Here is a 17,589-nt window from a genome sequence, read left to right on the forward strand (position 1 = left end):
AAAGACTTTCTAAAAACAGGAAGGCTTTGATAACAGGTGAGCTGACTTTTAAAATAAAGGTTCTCCGTTTAAATCCACTGTAAGAACTTCACTCATATAATTAAAAAAAGGCCGCATGGCTAATAAGGTCAGAATGGCTTCTTTCTGGAAATCACCAGACAGAACCTGCTTATCCGTGAATTTTCGCATCACAACATATTGCTTTTTTCTGATGAGATCAATGGCGGGATGATTTTTATCAAAACCTCTTGGAGCCGTTTTTACGGCATCACCTTTGATTTCTCCGAAATATTTTATAAAAGTTTCATCAGACATTATCTTTTCAATTTCTGTTGTATTGAGTTCAAATTCTTTGCGGATACGGAGCAGATCTTTAGCCTCAGGACCCCAGAATCCACCTCCCACGAAGCTGTTATTGGGTTCCAGGTTAATATAATACCCGCCTCTTAACATAGGTTTTGAACGGGAATATCCAACTCCGAAATTAGTTTTATAAGGCGTAGATTGATCTTTAGAAAAACGAACGTCTCTGTAAATCCTGAAAATATGGATGCCTTTTAAATTATCATACTGCTGTAGCTCACTATAGATCTCATTAAAAAAGACTTTGTTTTCTTTTACAACTAAATCATATTCATGCTTATGTTCATTAAACCATTCGCGATTGTTATTTTCATTGATTTTTTTAAGAAATTCAAGTGCCTTTTTCATGATGTTATATAAATGCTGGAAATTAAAAGTTTAAGTAGGTTTCTTGATCTGTAGTCAGATCATATATTTTGTAATCTTGTGTGATAACGTTTTTATTTTATGTTTTTTAGTTGCCCGTTATAAAGTCCCACTAACACGCTGTTGCCATTTTCATCGATTTTCACACCACCATATTTGGCATTTTCATATTTTTCGGCTTGTCCTTCCTGGAAAAAGAAAGATTCTGCTCCAATATTGATGGTCCACTGTTCAGGTGAAGAATATTTAATAAGATATTCACCATTATTCAGTGGTGTTGTCTCTTTTTGAAGCCTTACTCTATCTGCGACTCCATTCTTATCAAGACGAACAACGCAATATCCTCTTTTAGGAATATGATCCATATTTATATTTTGTGCTATATGATACCTTAAACTCATGTAATCACCCTGCATTAAAGAACGTGGATCAACCGGAGCAAGCTGTAAAAGAACCAACTTTCCGTCTTTTAGGACGGCTTCCTTTTTAGATACTGAAAAATTAAAATAGATCAGTAAGACGATGAGGTTTAGTGCTATAATAATCCATTTATACTTTTTCATTTGATGTCAGTTTTTTGTGAGTTAATAGATAAAGACCCAGAAATAAAACACCTGACGAAAATAAAAATATAGATTTGGTAAGCAGTGTAAAATGAAGGTCGTAATAATATTGTGAAATAAAGCAAATGAAGGCAATAATGCCAATAACAAAACTGGTTTTATAGTTGACCAGAAAACTTAGAAGAATAATTAAAAGAGCACCCGATACCCCTGGAGATAATAGGGTAGATAGCAATATGACCGTGCTTACAATATATATTCCGGCCTTTTGTTTCGTTTGTGAAATATTCAATACTTCAAAAAGGTAGGAAAGTACATATAGTATGGTCAGGATAATCACTGCCGATGATATCCAAAGGTAGTTTATTGATATATCGGGAATGTCACTTTTATTAAGAAGAACCAATCCTGCAAGGAATGAAAAAATCAGTCCTATTCGAACAGGGTTGTATAATTTTGAAAATGCTGGATGGATAGAAATTATTTTTGCCTCTTTCAGGAACACAACAGTTACCATGATGGCAAGAACACAAGTGTACATCTGAATACCAAAAAAATTGTTATTGAATAGGAGTAGTGCTAAAATAGATCCATTAATGATCAATACCGAAATAAAGGAAATAATATAACTCCGAACGATCAGTAATGATGCAATGGCTATCAGAATAAAAAGAAAGCACACCGTATTTTCACTCGCTTCCATTTTAAACATACCTACACCTAAAAGAATAAACCCAATAATATAAGACGAAACACTGATGGTATCAATAATTAATTTATCAAAGAACTTATTAATGAAGACACCTCCAATAATAGCCACTACTCCAAATGCTAATAATCCTGAATCTGAATCATATATCCCCGTAATAAACAACGCTCCCAGAAAAACAAGACCTGCTGAAATTCCACCAAAAATGGATAGGATTTTTATGGCTAAAGACTGATGATCTTCTTTTTTCTGATATGCGGTTAAAATAGCTTCTTCATCAAATTTCAATTCTTTATCATCCATTGTTTGGAAATAATCCAATACTTCTTTTATCTCTTCTTTATTTCTCATTGGTCCATTTTTTTTGAAGTTTAAGCAGACTCATAATAACCAAAGTAACACTTACAATGATAAATATGCCGACAATTAAAAACATGATCATTTCATCTGATATTTTAAATAATAAGGTGGTAATGATAATGATAAGGCTCAATGGAATGATTGAAAGATAAAATGTATTTTTCGAACGTATTCCGTGCCAGATTCCAAGGGCAAAAACCAGTATAATAGCTGAAATCAAAAGGGGAAATAAAGGTGGATTATCATCCAAGATTCCAAAAACAATTCCCATCGTCGCGAAGGTAACCGATCCTAAAGCCAGAATGTAGGTAAACCACTTCGGAATATTTTCAATCTTTTTATAGTGATCCAATAGAACGGATGCAATAAGTATTGCTGTATTAAACAAAAACAATGATGTAATAACAAGGATTTCAGGCAGATCTTTGGCAACCTGCTCTGTATATAAAAAAAATGTGGTGTTGATTAAAACAATATACAGCAGCCATAACGGAGCAAAATTGGAAACAATAACCCATAGCGTTATAAATAAGGTCCAGGCTAAAAAGAAGTCATAGGCATCGGCACCTGTCTGATAAATCTGTCCGAATACGGCAAATAGAGCCCCTACCAAAAATGAAGAACCCGTAAGAATAATATTTTTGGTTCCACTTTTTATCTTTGGAAGTAAGACCATAATGGTCGTTGCTACAATGAGTACTTCGATCAATCCAAGTTTTACAAATTTATTCAGATCCGCCCAGTTATAGGCAAAAAAGAAAATGATCCCTGCTGTCGTAAAACCAATACCGAGAGTGATCAGGAAAAGGCGGAAGAATTTTTGCCATGTTTCTTTATCATTGTAAACGTTTTCTTTTAAGGCTCTTTCAATGCCCTGTTCGGTCACATTACTGTGGCGGCTGATAATTTGGATATCTTCCCGTTGCAGGTTTTTCATGGATGTTTTTTTTAATTGAAGCCTCGTGAAAAAAAATTATTTCTTTAGGATTCAGTAGAACTAAACTACAAAAAAATACATGGAATCGAAATGGGAATTTTCTGAGTGTCATATGACAGGAAAAAAGAAATTATTCTACAAGAATATTCTTCTTTTTTAATTTTCATCTTAAACAGCTGATTGTAATTATTATCTTCATTAAAAAATTAATTCATTTGCTAAAGCTAGGCAATATTAGCTTTTTCCGCTCTTTAATTGAAAAAATTATACCAGGCTTATTCCACTCAATAATCGAAAGTTATGGTTTCAGATTGGCCATAAAAGTCAGGGTGTCAAAATAAAGGGTTAAAGATTGCAGTTTGCCTTTTTTTACGGTCCAATTTTCTGAGACATTCCCATTAATTTTAAAACCATTTGGGAACTGAAAGTCATAGTTACCAATAACACTTGCTTTATCCCCCTCAATTATCATTTCCTTTACGCTCATTGCTTCAAAGCGCTGAGAAAATCGCTTTATGATTTCAATATAGGCTTGCTTTCCAACGATAGGGGTTGTGTTGTTCATATCACCGCCAATATATTCAAAGTCATCGGCTATCGTGCTTTCCCAGTTTGCTTTTTCAGCAAAACCTTTGTAGTAAATTTCAAGAAGTTGTCTTGTTGTTGCTTGATTTTCCATTTTATTAAAATTTTGTGGTTATATTTGTTGTTGCATTATGCAAGTACAAATATATGAAAGTTATTGCATTATGCAATAAGATATTTTTTATGGATAAACATAGGTCGGATTGCCCAATTAGTTGTTCTCTTGATGTTTTCGGAGATAAATGGTCACTTTTAATAATTAGAGATATTATGCTGAGAGGTAAAATGTCTTACAGTGAATTTTTAAATTCAGAAGAGCGGATTGCATCCAATATACTTGTTAACAGGCTGGGGATTCTGGAGTCGGAGAAAATTTTGCTTAAAGAAGTATCACCACTTAACAAGTCAAAATTTATATATAGCTTAACAAAGAAGGGAGTTGATCTGCTGCCTATTGTCATTGAGATAATGGATTGGGGGGCAAAGTACAATGCTAATTGTCCACGGAAAGAATTGGGGAAAAAAATCAAAAAAGACAAAGCCGGAGCTATTCAGGAGTTGACCAAGGTATTAAAGGCGAAGGTCAAATAGTTCCAGAATAGAATAAACCTTTATTATTGTTTTCTACTCTTTAGCTGAAAGACATTTCCTTCAGGATCTGTTCCATCACATAACCAGAAATCATAATTCTCAAATGTTTTGATTTCCCGCATGAGAATATTTTTTGATATAAATTCGCTCCTTGCCGATTCTATGTCAAGATCTATTTCAAAAACTAATTTGGTGTTGTTGTCGAACTTGTAATCTTCACCTATTTCTTTAAGAAATTGCTCTCCAATTGTATGGAGACCAATATTGATTGCTCCCGCATTAAGGAGAACCCAGGTAGGATCTTCTTCAGTCACTTTCAGGTTAAAGTTGTCAACATAAAAGTTTTTAAGTAATTCAACGTTTCTAACATACAATATTATCGTGCCCAATGTTGCCTTCATTGATTCTTTTTAATGAACGTAAATATAACAAAAAACCATTCTGAAGAGGCAGAATGGCTATCGTATTTTAATGAGTTAATTTATAATTTCAGCATTAGGGTTCTCTCGTATCTTCACGATATTTTCCCGCCATCTTTGGAGCTCTTCATCTGTCAGTTTGATCCAGTCTGTCAATTCGCCTACAATTTTTAAAGGTTCTTTACTGCGATAAGATCGGGTAGGATTTCCAGGGAATTTTTTGTCTGTTACATTAGGATCATTTTCAAAAGCTCCTGTAGGTTCTACAATGTATATGCGCTCCTGACCATCACCCTGTGCCAAAGCAGCAGCAAGTCCGGCGCCATTTCTTAAAGCGGTAAAATAGATGTGGTTCATGATTATTTCAGGATAATAATTGGATCCGAATCCGGCAGTCAGCAAATCTCCGATCTGTAGATCTGCCTTCGTTCCATGATAAAATGGTCCATTGTCTAAAACATCACTAGTAAGCGGTTCATTTTTGTTATTTTCCATTGTGTTAATATATAAGCTATTGGTTGATTAATTTATTTTATGGCTCAAAGTCGGTCGCTGGAAAAGTAATATCCACCAACAAGTTTTACATAATAAACTTCATCTCCCATTTTATATATACTTAAAATACTTCCATCTTTAAGTTGCTTGGTTTTTTGTTCGAATTTAGTTCGGTCTATAAAACGGAATTTGCCAAGTTGAGCATGCACATCACCAGGATTTATAACACAAATGGGAGTTTGTTCCGATTTTCCATCTCCGCTTTTTTCAATAGTGGTTTTAATTAAATCCGATTGCTCCTTAACAATTTTTAATTTTTTCTCATCCTCACTTGCAGTGTATAGATAAAGCATTCCCTCTAAAACAAATTTATTCAAAGGGTTTTTTATATATTTCGGTTCGGCTTCAATGATTATTTTATCGGCCTTCATTTTTGATAATTTATTTTGAGTCTTCTTCCATATTTTTTCATAATCACTGTTATAATCACCTATGCTATATTCGTTTTTAATGAATTTACTTCCGTAATAGAGCTGATTTAGCTCTTCCTGGGACAGATCATTGGGATTAACTTTGAATTTTTCCAATAACGGATAATAATTATCTTTTGGATTTTCAGTTGCATTTTTTTTGATCAGATTCACATCAATCTGTGCAAATGAATAAGTAAATAAAAAACTTAAGAAAAAAGTATATACTGTTCGCTTCATTATTGTTTCATTATTGAATTATACAAAGGTGGGAAATTTTGCGAAGCTGTAGGTTTATTATCTCACAATTTTAATGCTTTCTAAAATTCCTTTTTCATTTTTAAAACGAAAAATATAAGTTCCCTTCCGTACTTTTGATAAATCTATATTTTTATTATAGTAGGTAAAACCTTTGGTGATTTGTTTTCCATCCATTGAGAAAATGGTGTATTCAAATTGATTGCTATTATTTTTATTACTGATTACAAAACCGTCTCTATAGGCATTGACGTAGGCTTTTGTTTTAGATACTTGATCTTCATTGGCTGCATTTGCTGAGAGTGCACTTTCACTAATATCTGCTACTTGTATGCTTTTAATAGCTGAGCTGGTTAGAGACGTTGTACTTCCACCGATGATGTATAATTTATTGTTATATACTTCCGCTACAGCGTGTCTTCTGGGAATCATATTGGATGATAGCTGATGTAATTTATTAGTTGTAGTATCAAAATAGGCCAGAAAAGATTGATTATTAAAACCGCCTACAATAAAAATCTTATCACCGGATACCGCTAAAGAGTGTCCGGATATAGCAGCAGGCATCGTATATTGATCGACCCAAAGATTAGTGTTGAGGTCGTAAACATTGATCAGACGAGACGGTGTGCCATTAAAACCACCAATTACATAAAGCTTATCATTAACAATTTTGCCCTTTGCTTCTCTCGCTGTGGGCATATTGGGTAATGGATTCCAGGTATTTGAAGCAATATCATAATACTGGAATTTATTAGAAAATACAGTCTTTGCAGCTCCATTGAGTCCGCTGCCACCGAACACATATATTTTGCCATTATAGATTGCAGAACCTGCATTTCCTGTATAGGAACGGTTAACAGCCCCCTTCGTTATGGTATTGGTGGCAAGGTCTAAAATTTCAAGATGGCTGTTTCCCCAACCATTAAAAATATAAATTTTATTATTGTAAGTCTCCGAATTAGCAAATCTTTTGGGAAGTAGAGTAGAATTGAGAACACTCCAACTGTTATCAGTAATATTGTATTTCTCAACATACTTTGCATCACTTGCTTTTTCCTGATACCCGTTGCTTACATATATATTATCATTCACGATTACACTGGTTGTGGCACCTCTGCCTACAGACATATTCGTGAGATTTTTAAAATTAAGCGTTTGTGCATTGGCTAACACTGAACCAAAAAATGAAAGGAGCAATAATTTTGTTTTCATATTTTCATAAAATTACTGTTAATAATCAACATACACCTTTTCCAGATTCGACATCATAAATAAAAAATTGTCAATTTGATCTTTTGTCGGTTTCTTTGAATATTGTTTCTTTATCTCTTTAATTTCTTCTTTTGATAATTCTTTGGTGTTTTCATAGGATAGATCCCATTCTTTGTCCTCTTTGTTACTTTTGAGATAGTTTTTATATGCAATTCTATATTCTTTAGTTTTTTGAAATTCTTTGAACTGCTTTATTTTAAACTTTATGTAATCCTCGTTTTGTAACTCTTTGCTTTTAGTTAAGATATCATTGCGTAAAGTAAGAATGAGATAACTTGAATAGTAGCTTGAAAAACCAAAATTATCAGAATCAATAAAATCTCCATTCGGGACGGTAAGAATTCCTGAATAGTTCAATTTAGTTTTTTTATTGGGGAAAATTTTGTTGAACATTGAAATTTGTATGTCTGAATCACTGTCAGGGTCCGTTATTGTAAGATCAACCAGAAATAATTCATTATCTATTATTTCAAAATAAGCAATATACCCACGATGGTTTGCGGTAGTCATTGAAAATGTTTCATCTCCATTTTCATTTTTTCGTACAAACTTTTCTCCATAAACAGGGTGGTCTTCTGGATGTTTCTCAAAATAACTTTCTAAAGGATCATTCAGTAGTTTATAATTTTTCCCTTGTATTGTGATAAAATTAGTTTGCTGGCCGGTTGCTAAAAATTTTATAGATATTAATATAAACAGAAATAAAAATTTGAACTTCATCATTGTAAGAGAAATTGTACTATTTTTCCATTAGTTTTTTCAACTCTGCCATCATCTCATCTTTTTCTTTCAGCATTCTTTCGTATAGGGCAATTTTTTCTTCGTGTAGCTGCAAAACCTTATCTAAAGGATGGAATGAAGGATTGTAATTAATGCCATTAAGTATAGCACCATTATCAAATGTGTTAGCAATAATATTCACCGCCTGTTCTTCATCCATATTTTCAATTGCTTCCACGGGAATTTTAAGAATGCTGGAAATCTTTTCTAAAATATCCTCTTCTATTGTTTCTTTCTGCTCTAAAAGTGAAATCTTCTTTTGGTTCCAATCTTCACCAAGATCAAAGGCCAAAGCATCCTGCTTAATGCCCAACATCTCACGAAAACGCTTGATATTTCTGCCTTGGTGTATTTTTTTGTTTTGCATATTTGTGTATGTTATATAAACAAATATAGGTAAAAGTTGGAGGATAAAAAATGGGGGAGTGGGGGTAAATTATGTGGGTTTGGGATTTGTATGTTGAAAAAATAAAACAGCTTTAGAAATAGAGCGGTTATATATCAAATGCGTTGTCCATTTAGCTCTAATTATTCGGCAACAAAATGTCTGTTTCGTAGCCTAATTCCGTCAAATAGTTCAATCCATTTTGCTTTTCGATTTTGTTTGTTCCTGTCCAACCATTTTTTCGTCCCTGCAAAATCAATTCTCTAATATATTTTGGTTCGTTCATATTTACAAGGTCATCTGTACTCTTTAGTATGTTTGTCAATTTTACGCCTGATTTTAAAATCTGTCCCATATAGTAGTGGTCAACTGTTAGAAATTCTATTATTAATGGTGTCTGTTTTTGTCTGTCTAAGAATACTTTTACCGTCAGCGTATTGGTTTCAGTTCCTAAATGATATTTGTCTGTAACAGAATACAAGTACACTACATCTTCAATAGTTATTTTTCTCAACTTATTTTTCATTCTTTGTCAATTTACTTTCGTGTGCTTTTTATATGATAAATTAAACATTTTAATAATTTAATTTAAAAGCAAAAGCCAAACGATACAATCGTGCGGTAGCGAGGAGGTTGCGAACTACGGAACACCCGCTACCGCACGAATCCTTTCGTGTGGTTGTAGTATTATAAATTAAACATTCTAATAATATAATCTAAAGCCAAAGTCACACGATACAATAAAATACAAGAAACTTTAAATTAATTAGCATGGAATTTTAGTCTTATATACCTATTCCAAATTTATCTTTTATTATAATTCCAATTTTAGTGTCTTTTATAGCTTTAATTATATTATCTTGACCCCTTACCATAATATAAAGTCCACCTAATAATTTCAAATTAAAATCTAATGTAAACTGTAACTTTTGGTAATTGAAATTGTTTGGTATAAAAAGAATAATTATTGCGCCTACTCCTACAAAAAACTCAAAGAAACCATAGCTCAATCTTTGTTTTTCGCGAAATATAAATAAACAAATGCCAACTAACAATATCATAATTATAGTACCCCAAATATTTATTTTTGAAATTATTAATTCAATGTTATTATAGAGAATTATTCCAATTAAGCATGTAATTATTCCTATGGAAAGTCCTTTTAAAAAAGTTTTAGTCTCCGTATTTTCATAATTTAATATTAGGTGTTCTATGGATTCTTTTTTTAAGCCATCATCATTAAACTCTGATAAAAAATTCAAAATTTCATTTTTGGATAATACTTGAATATCATATTGTTCCGCTATATCTATTACAATCTTATCTAGTGTAGCAATCTTTACTTGCTGATTTTTATTTTTAAATTCTATAGCACCTGCTAGTAATGCGATATCTACACTACTTAGTCGATTATTATATAATAATCTATTATACTTTGCCAAAGTAGGTCCATCGGAATTTATTATTGAAATTGTTCCTTCTTTGATTGCTTTCTCAATTAAATCCAATCTAACATCATAAGCAGCTCCTCTTTTTTCAGACCTTATGTTTAATTCTGATATGACCTCAAGCGGTATAATGAAATTAATATTTGGAATCCTTAACCCTAGAATTTGTGGATATCTTACAATAATATTTGAGTCAATTATAATATTTGTCACTTTATAATGTTTATTATTTTTTATAATTTATGTAAAAAGTTAAAATTACTATATATTATTGAGATACTTATTATTCAAGATAGTATACTTTTATTGAGACAAATCAAGGACATTAACAACTTTATCCGTTTTTTTTATCACAAAATATAAACCGTTCTACATAAGCAAAGCGGTTTATATATTAAGTTGCCTCAGTGACAAACTGTTAAATCATTCCTGTATTCCAACTCCAATTGGCATAGTAGGTTAACACTCTTAATTATACATTCAGTGGTAAGAAGCATTCCAGATACAGAAGCTGCATTTTCAAGAGCAACTCTTATTACTTTCGTAGGGTCGATAATTCCTGCTTCAAGCATGTTTACATACTCGTCAGTTTTAGCATTGTATCCGAAGTCTCAAGGCTTTGGAGCACATTTTAAAAGGGAAGTTTTTTATTTTACTCACTCAAAGTCAGGAGACTTTGCACAGCTGGTGTATAATTGTAGGGATTAAAATTAGCTAAATGATTCTTTCAATATTTTTTCCAAGTATTTTATTAGATTATTTCTATGTGGTATTATATCTTTCATTTTACTGATAAGAATATTGTTATATTTACGTGTTTGTTCCATAATTTTATCATGTCTTGCTTGGGGATCTGTTTCTATCTTTATAATAACATTTAATTGACTACAGTGCATTTCAAATTCTTGTTGAAGTCTTAATAATTTAATTGTAACCTCTGTTCTTAATTTGTAAAACTCTTCATCCTCGATAAAGAGTTCAATTTCACCTTCTTTCAAATTATATTGTAATTTTGAATCTTTTATTTTTTGAAGTAGAATGTTATTTTTAGTCTCAGAATTAATTTCTGTATTTGCATTACCATCTGTGATTAATCTTTCCCAACTGTTATAAGTGGCAAAATATTCTAAAACAATTTTTCGTTTTAATGATTGATAATCAATTTCTCCGTTTGTTCTAACATTAATTTTTGACTCAACTGTTTTTATTTTTTTTGTAATATCTTCTATATCTTCTTTAGTAGCTAAGTTTTTCCCTTTTTCCGAAAAATAACTTGGCAATAAATTTTTTATGAAAAAGTATGCAATAATAATGGCTGCAAAAATTAATACTTGAATGATAAAAATAGCTATATCCATAATGTTTTAATTTGATTGTTTTTTATATTAAGAAATTAAGCCACTTTTCTTTAACTTTCTCTGCAGCTCATAAAAAGTTTGCTCAATATTTTCTCCATTAAATGGTATGTATTGTAGCCCTGCAAGATTTGACAGGTCTTCTGTTTCCGTTTGTTTTAGTAAAACAACATTCTCAAACCCTAATCTTCCCTGAAATAGGCCGCATTCATGAATTACATTTTGTCTTGCTCTTAATTTACCTTCTAAAGTTTCATCTTCAGCAGTTAGTATTAAAATTGCAAAACTAGAATTCTCTAAAAAGTCCTCTAAAATTTGAATAATTGAATTGCTTGTTTGATTTTCAGACTCGAAAGTAAAAGACTCAATATTTAAATCATCTTTTAAAAATAACTGAACGCGTGCCCAAAGCTTACTTCTTCCATGCCCAATGAAAACTTTTTTTCTCTTTTTACTTTTTTCGGTTACTTTCTTTGGCTTTAGGTCATTTATTTGGACTTCTAATTCTTGTTCGCTCATTTGATCTAAACTTTTTACAATTATTCCAATTCTTTTAACTGTTGAATCATTAGTGGAAGTTTGTTGTGGCGGAATATATAGTGAACTTGAGCCTCCTGAGCTTCTATATTTTGAAAAGAAATTTTCAATATTGTTTATATATATGCTTATTTCAAGTAAATCATTTTTTGTTAAATCAGAATAATTAAATTCTGCCATTTTTTTAACAAAGGAACTTATTGATGAAAAAAAATCTAAATCATTTTTTACAGATTCCCACAATGCTTCCGTTAATATTTGTAGTTCTTTGATTATCATTTTTTGTTTTTAAATATAATTAAAGTTTTTGATTAAAAAACCGCTCTGCAAAAACAGAGCGGTTTCAATATATATCGATAGCTTGCGCTGTTACATCATTCCTGGCATTCCACCTCCCATTGGCATAGCAGGTTCTGCGCTCTTAATCTCAGTGATTACACACTCAGTTGTAAGAAGCATTCCAGATACAGAAGCTGCATTTTCAAGAGCAACTCTTGTTACTTTCGTAGGGTCGATGATTCCTGCTTCAAGCATGTTTACATACTCGTCAGTTTTAGCGTTGTATCCGAAGTCTCCAGTACCTTCCGCAACTTTAGCAACGATTACAGAACCTTCACCTCCTGCGTTAGCAACGATTTGTCTTAATGGTTCTTCGATCGCTCTTTTTACGATTTTGATCCCTGTCGTTTCGTCAGAGTTAATTCCTGTAAGGTTTTCTAAAGCAGTGATTGCTCTTACTAAAGCAACACCACCCCCTGCAACGATTCCTTCTTCAACAGCTGCTCTTGTAGCGTGAAGTGCATCATCTACTCTGTCTTTTTTCTCTTTCATTTCAACTTCAGAAGCTGCACCTACGTAAAGTACGGCAACACCACCAGCTAATTTAGCTAATCTCTCCTGTAGTTTTTCTCTGTCGTAATCAGAAGTAGTTGTTTCCATCTGAGCTTTGATCTGGTTTACTCTACCTTTGATCTTGCTTTCTTCACCACCACCGTTTACGATCGTTGTATTGTCTTTATCGATTGTTACTTTCTCAGCAGTTCCAAGCATATCTAAAGAAACGTTCTCCATCGTGAAACCTTGTTCTTCAGAAATAACCTGTCCACCTGTTAAGATCGCGATATCTTCTAGCATTGCTTTTCTTCTGTCACCAAATCCTGGAGCTTTTACAGCAGCAATTTTAAGAGAACCTCTTAATTTGTTTACGACTAAAGTAGCTAAAGCTTCACCTTCCACTTCTTCAGAGATAATTAATAAAGATTTTCCGCTTTGTGCAATTGGTTCAAGAACTGGAAGCAATTCTTTCATTGAAGAGATCTTTTTCTCTACTAAAAGGATGTAAGGGTTTTCTACTTCAGCTAACATTTTTTCAGGGTTAGTCACGAAGTAAGGAGATTGGTATCCTCTGTCAAACTGCATACCTTCTACAACATCTACTGTTGTATCGATACCTTTAGCTTCTTCTACAGTGATTACCCCTTCTTTACCTACTTTTCCGAAAGCTTCAGCGATCAAAGACCCGATTGTTTCGTCGTTGTTTGCAGAAACAGAAGCAACTTGCTTCACCATTTCTTTAGAATCTCCAACTTCTTTAGATTGAGCTTTTAAACTTGCAACAACAGCTGTTACTGCTTTGTCAATCCCTCTTTTCAGATCCATTGGGTTAGCACCAGCAGCTACATTCTTAAGACCTTCTCTTACGATAGCCTGTGCTAAAACAGTAGCGGTAGTTGTACCATCTCCTGCGATATCATTAGTTTTGGAAGCTACTTCTTTTACCATTTGCGCTCCCATATTTTCTACTCTGTCCTCAAGTTCGATTTCTTTTGCTACAGAAACACCATCTTTAGTTACGTGTGGAGCACCGAAAGATTTTTCAATCACAACGTTTCTACCTTTTGGTCCTAAAGTTACTTTTACCGCATTTGCTAATGCATCAACCCCTCTCTTTAAAGCGTCTCTTGATTCAATATCGAATTTAATTTCTTTTGCCATTTTATTTAGATATTAGATGTTAGACGTCAGATATTAGACGCCAAGCATTATTTTTAAATTAATTTTTTATTCAGTTTAAAATCTGAAATCTGAAATCTGGAATCTTATCCAATAATTCCTAATAGATCTCCTTCCTTTACAATTAAGTAATCCTTCCCGTCTAATTTTAATTCAGAACCTGAATATTTTCCGTAAAGAACTTTGTCACCTGCTTTAACAGTTGTAGGCTCATCTTTTTTACCAGGACCTACTGCTACTACTGTACCTTCTTGTGGTTTTTCTTTTGCAGTGTCCGGAATAATAATACCTGAAGCTGTTTTAGTTTCTGCAGCGATTGGTTCGATCAAAACTCTATCTGCTAGTGGTTTAAAGTTTACTGACATAATATATCTTTTTTTTAATTATTTCTGCATTCAAATTCTCTAAATGTGTGCCAAATGAAGTTCAGGGTTCATTGTTCATCATTGACAGTTAAAAATGGCAGAGTTTTATTTCGGGTGTGAAATTTTGGCAGAACAATAAAAAATAAAGCCGGAAAAATTCCGGCCTGTATTTAACTGTAATGGTCTTTTGATTAAGGACAATTTTGCCCTGGTCCGATCCAAAGAGTACATTTTCCGTTATCGTCGCGTTCGCAACAAACAAGTCTCGCGGCACCTCCCTGAATGGATTTTTGTGCGTCTCTGCTTAGTAATTTAGCATTTTTCATAAGTAAATATTTTGTTTTGATGACCCCAAACATTTAAAGTCAATTGGGACTTTTGACTATCTGTTTAGCGAGTTAAACAGTATTTGTTTTTTGGTTCTTCTAATATAAGTAATTTTCTCTTTACATAGAAAAAAAATAAAATATAATAAATTGATACCCTGTGGATTATACTGCGATCGATTGCGGGGATTGTACTATGTAAAAGCAGGGATACCACTAGAGTATTTGCTGTTGCATTGCTTCACCTTTGTTAAACCAAACCATCATAAAATTAAAAAAATGGAAAAATTAAAAAAAATCTTTCAAGGTGTTCCAGCTGACTCACCAATTCCTAAGGAGTTATTATTGGAACAGGAGAACCCACGTCCAACTAAAGAATTGGACAGAAATCTTTTTATTACAGATGCTGCCAAAAGTTTTAGGCTCACTGAAAAGGTAAAAGATTCAGCAAAGCTTTCGGTATCAAAACTGAATAAGGAATTAGGTCAGTTAGATCAGATCTCCCCATTTGACTGGGGGATTCCAGGTAAAACGGAAGAAATTATTTCTATGGAAAAACTTCAGACTAAAATCAAGTCTGAGAAAATAAAAGTGACCGAAGCTGAAGCTTTTGTTCCGGAAACGCATATCCTTGGACTGCACCCTAAAGTAGTTTTTGCAAATACCAAATCTGCAAAGAGAAACCGACTAAACAGAATCGTTACGAAAAGTGCCAACCACACCACGATTTTTGGCAGCGATAACAGAGTGAATATTTATCCTAATACCTATCCTGAATGTTGTGTCTGTAGAGTAGAGGTTTATACTAAGCTAACTGACGTATCACCCTGGTCCTATCAAGGGCGGGGAACCGGATTTATGGTCGGTAGAAAAATTCTGATGACTTCAGGACATATGAGACCGCAACAGCCATACAAATCATGGATGATAAAAGTAATACCTGCTTATTACGATGGAAGATCAATTTATGGAAACTCATTCTACACCTACGGAGAAAGTTATATAGCCTATCAAAGTGATGTTGGGAATGATATGATGGTCGTAAAATTATACGATAATATTGGAGATACGACAGGGTACTTCGGAGCCAAAAGCTATAACAGCGATTGGGAAGACATGAATGTATGGACGATGACAGGTTATCCGTATGATAAAGGTGAAAATAGACCAACCTACCAAAGCAGTATCAGTGTTGTGGATGACGACGACGGTGATGATGTTAGATTACCGGATGGAAGAACAGTAGACAGCACTCAGATAGAATCCTATGCTGATGAGGCAAGTGGAGCATCGGGTTCACCATTGTACAGTTGGTTCTCTAACGGACAGATGTATGCTATAGGAGTTCATCATGGTAATGAAACAGATTGGGAACTTTTCGGTTCAAATCTTCATTCTGTAGCTTCAGGAGGAGATATGTTACCGGCTCTGGTTGTGTGGGCTAGAAATAACTGGGGAAATTAGTAACAGGCGGCCTTAAAAAACAATAAATGATCTATATAAAGAACGCTTTACTTTTTGTAAGGCGTTTTTTGTACTTTTCTGTTGAAAATTATTTCTAAATGAATGAAAAAAAGAAACAGGTTTTAAAAAAAGCCAGCATAAGAAAATATCTGTATGCATTTCTTCTTTTCAGTTTGGACTATTTTAGCACCTCTAAAAAGAAATGGACCTCTCAGGAGCATTAATTATTATTGAATTCTGTCACTTCATTTTTCTCCAAAGGCTGATTGATTTTTGAAATTACAGCACCTGAAACAGCAATGCCAATGAAATTGGTTACCGATCTTGCTTCATTCATAAAACGGTCTACACTGTAAAGTAATGCTAAATCAGTCACCGGAATTTTTCCAAATCTATTCAAAGTAAATATAAGGGCCAAAAAGCCAGATCCAGGAACTCCCGAAGCTGTTTTTGAGGTAATGGAAATAATGACAAAAAGCCATAAATAATCATTAAGGCTTAAAGAAATATGATAAAACTGGATCAGAAAACAACAGGCTACAGAAATATAGATACAGGCTCCGGCAAGATTGAAATTATACCCAAGTGGAATAATAAATCTTAAAATCTTTCTGCTGTACCCCTGGGATTCCATTTTTTCAAAAATAATGGGGAATGCGGTTTTCGAAGAAGATGTAGTAACGACAAGAATGATTTCCTCTTTGATACTGACAAGAAATTTCCACAGATTAAATTTGAATACATAGGAAACAAGTCCTAAAATCCCAAAAATAAAAACAATATCTGTGAGGTATACGGTTGCCACAACTTTGCTAAGTGGCAGAAGGGTATTGATACCATATACAGCGATGCCATAAGCGATGTTGCAAAAAATAATAAAAGGGAGCGTGAAATATAAATATTTAATGATGGTATAAAAAATATCAAGACCCCGATCTAATATTTTTATAAACTTTTCCCTTCCTTTCGACAGATTCATATAGATTCCGATAATAATGGAGGTAATAAGAAAGATACCATGTCTGTTAAGATAGATAACAGACGTTATAGAGCTGTCATTGATTTCAAAATTCTTTGGGAGGGTTGTATTTATTTTAGTTAGCTCAATTCCTGTATTGGCACCGGGTTGCACAGCAATACCAAAAATAAATCCCAGTAAAATGGCTATTGAACTTATAATTAAAAAATAAAGAGCGGTATACCAGACCACACTTCCTGCATTTTTGATATCTGATAAATGACAGATCCCATAAATAATCGCCATAAAAATAATGGGCAGTATGATCATTTCCAAAACCATAAAAAAATATCTGCTGATAACACCAAGCTTAATACTTATCTCTGGAATGTAATGTCCGGCAAGTACACCACCAATGATGGCTACGAAGACATACAGCGTAAGATTTTTTAAATATCTGCTGGTGAATGTTTTTTTTGTATGGAAAAGGTTCATTTCAAAATTATTATTCTCTGCGTAAAAGGATGGCTGATTATAATTATAAGTTTGAAATATAATAATTATAAA

General features: G+C 33.1%; 22 protein-coding genes and 1 pseudogene. 3 read left to right on the forward strand and 20 right to left on the reverse strand.

All coding sequences use genetic code 11. The annotated features are described in order from the left end of the window. Positions 1-48: 48 nt before the first annotated feature. From J7E44_RS08645 to J7E44_RS08665, 5 genes are all read right to left on the reverse strand, one after another. On the reverse strand, positions 49-711 hold the full coding sequence (locus J7E44_RS08645) for a DUF2461 domain-containing protein (protein WP_214827977.1): 663 nt from the start codon (positions 709-711) through the stop codon (positions 49-51). A gap of 92 nt (positions 712-803) precedes the next feature. Continuing rightward, entirely contained in the window at positions 804-1,292 is a 489-nt protein-coding gene (locus tag J7E44_RS08650) for a GDYXXLXY domain-containing protein (protein ID WP_214827980.1), read from the reverse strand. Beyond that, positions 1,279-2,352: a DUF4401 domain-containing protein gene (locus J7E44_RS08655; protein ID WP_214827983.1), complete on the reverse strand. Its 1,074-nt coding sequence runs from the start codon at positions 2,350-2,352 to the stop codon at positions 1,279-1,281. Before J7E44_RS08655 ends, J7E44_RS08650 begins: the two co-directional genes overlap by 14 nt. Then, on the reverse strand, positions 2,342-3,298 hold the full coding sequence (locus tag J7E44_RS08660; RefSeq protein WP_214827986.1) for a DUF2157 domain-containing protein: 957 nt from the start codon (positions 3,296-3,298) through the stop codon (positions 2,342-2,344). Before J7E44_RS08660 ends, J7E44_RS08655 begins: the two co-directional genes overlap by 11 nt. A gap of 298 nt (positions 3,299-3,596) precedes the next feature. Beyond that, complete coding sequence (locus tag J7E44_RS08665; RefSeq protein ID WP_214827990.1) at positions 3,597-3,977, reverse strand: nuclear transport factor 2 family protein; 381 nt, start codon at positions 3,975-3,977, stop codon at positions 3,597-3,599. A gap of 53 nt (positions 3,978-4,030) precedes the next feature. Here J7E44_RS08665 and J7E44_RS08670 point away from each other — a divergent pair, with 53 nt between their 5' ends. Then, positions 4,031-4,474: a winged helix-turn-helix transcriptional regulator gene (locus tag J7E44_RS08670; protein ID WP_214827993.1), complete on the forward strand. Its 444-nt coding sequence runs from the start codon at positions 4,031-4,033 to the stop codon at positions 4,472-4,474. Between the two features lie 23 nt (positions 4,475-4,497). Here the strand turns inward: J7E44_RS08670 and J7E44_RS08675 are convergent, their stop codons facing one another. From J7E44_RS08675 to J7E44_RS24100, 14 genes and pseudogenes are all read right to left on the reverse strand, one after another. After that, a complete protein-coding gene (locus J7E44_RS08675; RefSeq protein WP_214827996.1) occupies positions 4,498-4,875 on the reverse strand; it encodes a VOC family protein in 378 nt (125 codons plus the stop codon). A 75-nt stretch (positions 4,876-4,950) separates the two neighbouring features. Beyond that, positions 4,951-5,388 carry an NAD(+)--rifampin ADP-ribosyltransferase gene (gene arr, locus J7E44_RS08680; protein ID WP_214827999.1) on the reverse strand — a complete coding sequence of 146 codons (438 nt, stop codon included), beginning with the start codon at positions 5,386-5,388 and terminating at the stop codon, positions 4,951-4,953. A gap of 44 nt (positions 5,389-5,432) precedes the next feature. Beyond that, positions 5,433-6,098, reverse strand: a complete 666-nt coding sequence (locus J7E44_RS08685; protein WP_214828002.1) for a DUF4919 domain-containing protein — start codon at positions 6,096-6,098, stop codon at positions 5,433-5,435. A 57-nt stretch (positions 6,099-6,155) separates the two neighbouring features. Beyond that, complete coding sequence (locus J7E44_RS08690) at positions 6,156-7,331, reverse strand: T9SS C-terminal target domain-containing protein (protein WP_214828004.1); 1,176 nt, start codon at positions 7,329-7,331, stop codon at positions 6,156-6,158. Between the two features lie 18 nt (positions 7,332-7,349). After that, the gene (locus tag J7E44_RS08695) at positions 7,350-8,114 is read right to left on the reverse strand and encodes a hypothetical protein (RefSeq protein WP_214828007.1); all 765 of its coding nucleotides are present in this window, start codon (positions 8,112-8,114) and stop codon (positions 7,350-7,352) included. Positions 8,115-8,130: 16 nt separating this feature from the next. Then, positions 8,131-8,538, reverse strand: a complete 408-nt coding sequence (locus J7E44_RS08700) for a helix-turn-helix domain-containing protein (RefSeq protein ID WP_214828010.1) — start codon at positions 8,536-8,538, stop codon at positions 8,131-8,133. A gap of 157 nt (positions 8,539-8,695) precedes the next feature. Further along, on the reverse strand, positions 8,696-9,082 hold the full coding sequence (locus J7E44_RS08705; RefSeq protein WP_214828013.1) for a hypothetical protein: 387 nt from the start codon (positions 9,080-9,082) through the stop codon (positions 8,696-8,698). Positions 9,083-9,341: 259 nt separating this feature from the next. Beyond that, a complete protein-coding gene (locus tag J7E44_RS08710) occupies positions 9,342-10,217 on the reverse strand; it encodes a longin-like domain-containing protein (RefSeq protein ID WP_214828016.1) in 876 nt (291 codons plus the stop codon). Positions 10,218-10,408: 191 nt separating this feature from the next. Then, positions 10,409-10,615 (reverse strand): annotated as a pseudogene (locus J7E44_RS08715) (TCP-1/cpn60 chaperonin family protein); the annotation flags it as partial. Between the two features lie 99 nt (positions 10,616-10,714). After that, the gene (locus J7E44_RS08720; protein WP_214828020.1) at positions 10,715-11,362 is read right to left on the reverse strand and encodes a hypothetical protein; all 648 of its coding nucleotides are present in this window, start codon (positions 11,360-11,362) and stop codon (positions 10,715-10,717) included. A 27-nt stretch (positions 11,363-11,389) separates the two neighbouring features. Continuing rightward, positions 11,390-12,175 carry a TIR domain-containing protein gene (locus J7E44_RS08725; protein WP_214828023.1) on the reverse strand — a complete coding sequence of 262 codons (786 nt, stop codon included), beginning with the start codon at positions 12,173-12,175 and terminating at the stop codon, positions 11,390-11,392. 90 nt (positions 12,176-12,265) lie between these two features. Next, a complete protein-coding gene (groL, locus tag J7E44_RS08730) occupies positions 12,266-13,891 on the reverse strand; it encodes a chaperonin GroEL (protein ID WP_214828049.1) in 1,626 nt (541 codons plus the stop codon). Between the two features lie 104 nt (positions 13,892-13,995). Next, a complete protein-coding gene (locus tag J7E44_RS08735; RefSeq protein ID WP_089027780.1) occupies positions 13,996-14,274 on the reverse strand; it encodes a co-chaperone GroES in 279 nt (92 codons plus the stop codon). A gap of 191 nt (positions 14,275-14,465) precedes the next feature. After that, the gene (locus J7E44_RS24100) at positions 14,466-14,600 is read right to left on the reverse strand and encodes a hypothetical protein (protein ID WP_261509882.1); all 135 of its coding nucleotides are present in this window, start codon (positions 14,598-14,600) and stop codon (positions 14,466-14,468) included. A gap of 279 nt (positions 14,601-14,879) precedes the next feature. On the opposite strand from J7E44_RS24100, the gene J7E44_RS08740 reads away from it, so the two are divergent. Together J7E44_RS08740 and J7E44_RS24105 are read left to right on the forward strand one after the other, a co-directional pair. Next, a complete protein-coding gene (locus J7E44_RS08740; RefSeq protein WP_214828052.1) occupies positions 14,880-16,064 on the forward strand; it encodes a trypsin-like serine peptidase in 1,185 nt (394 codons plus the stop codon). Between the two features lie 98 nt (positions 16,065-16,162). Further along, positions 16,163-16,288 (forward strand): hypothetical protein, encoded by a 126-nt coding sequence (locus J7E44_RS24105; protein WP_285439738.1) that lies wholly within the window; start codon positions 16,163-16,165, stop codon positions 16,286-16,288. On the opposite strand, the gene J7E44_RS08745 is transcribed toward J7E44_RS24105, so the two are convergent. Continuing rightward, positions 16,285-17,517: a cation:dicarboxylate symporter family transporter gene (locus J7E44_RS08745; RefSeq protein WP_214828055.1), complete on the reverse strand. Its 1,233-nt coding sequence runs from the start codon at positions 17,515-17,517 to the stop codon at positions 16,285-16,287. The two genes, J7E44_RS24105 and J7E44_RS08745, sit on opposite strands and share 4 nt — an antisense overlap. Between the last annotated feature and the right edge of the window lie 72 nt (positions 17,518-17,589).

The sequence above is a fragment of the Chryseobacterium sp. ISL-6 genome, from assembly GCF_018613715.1.
Lineage (GTDB): Bacteria > Bacteroidota > Bacteroidia > Flavobacteriales > Weeksellaceae > Chryseobacterium > Chryseobacterium paludis.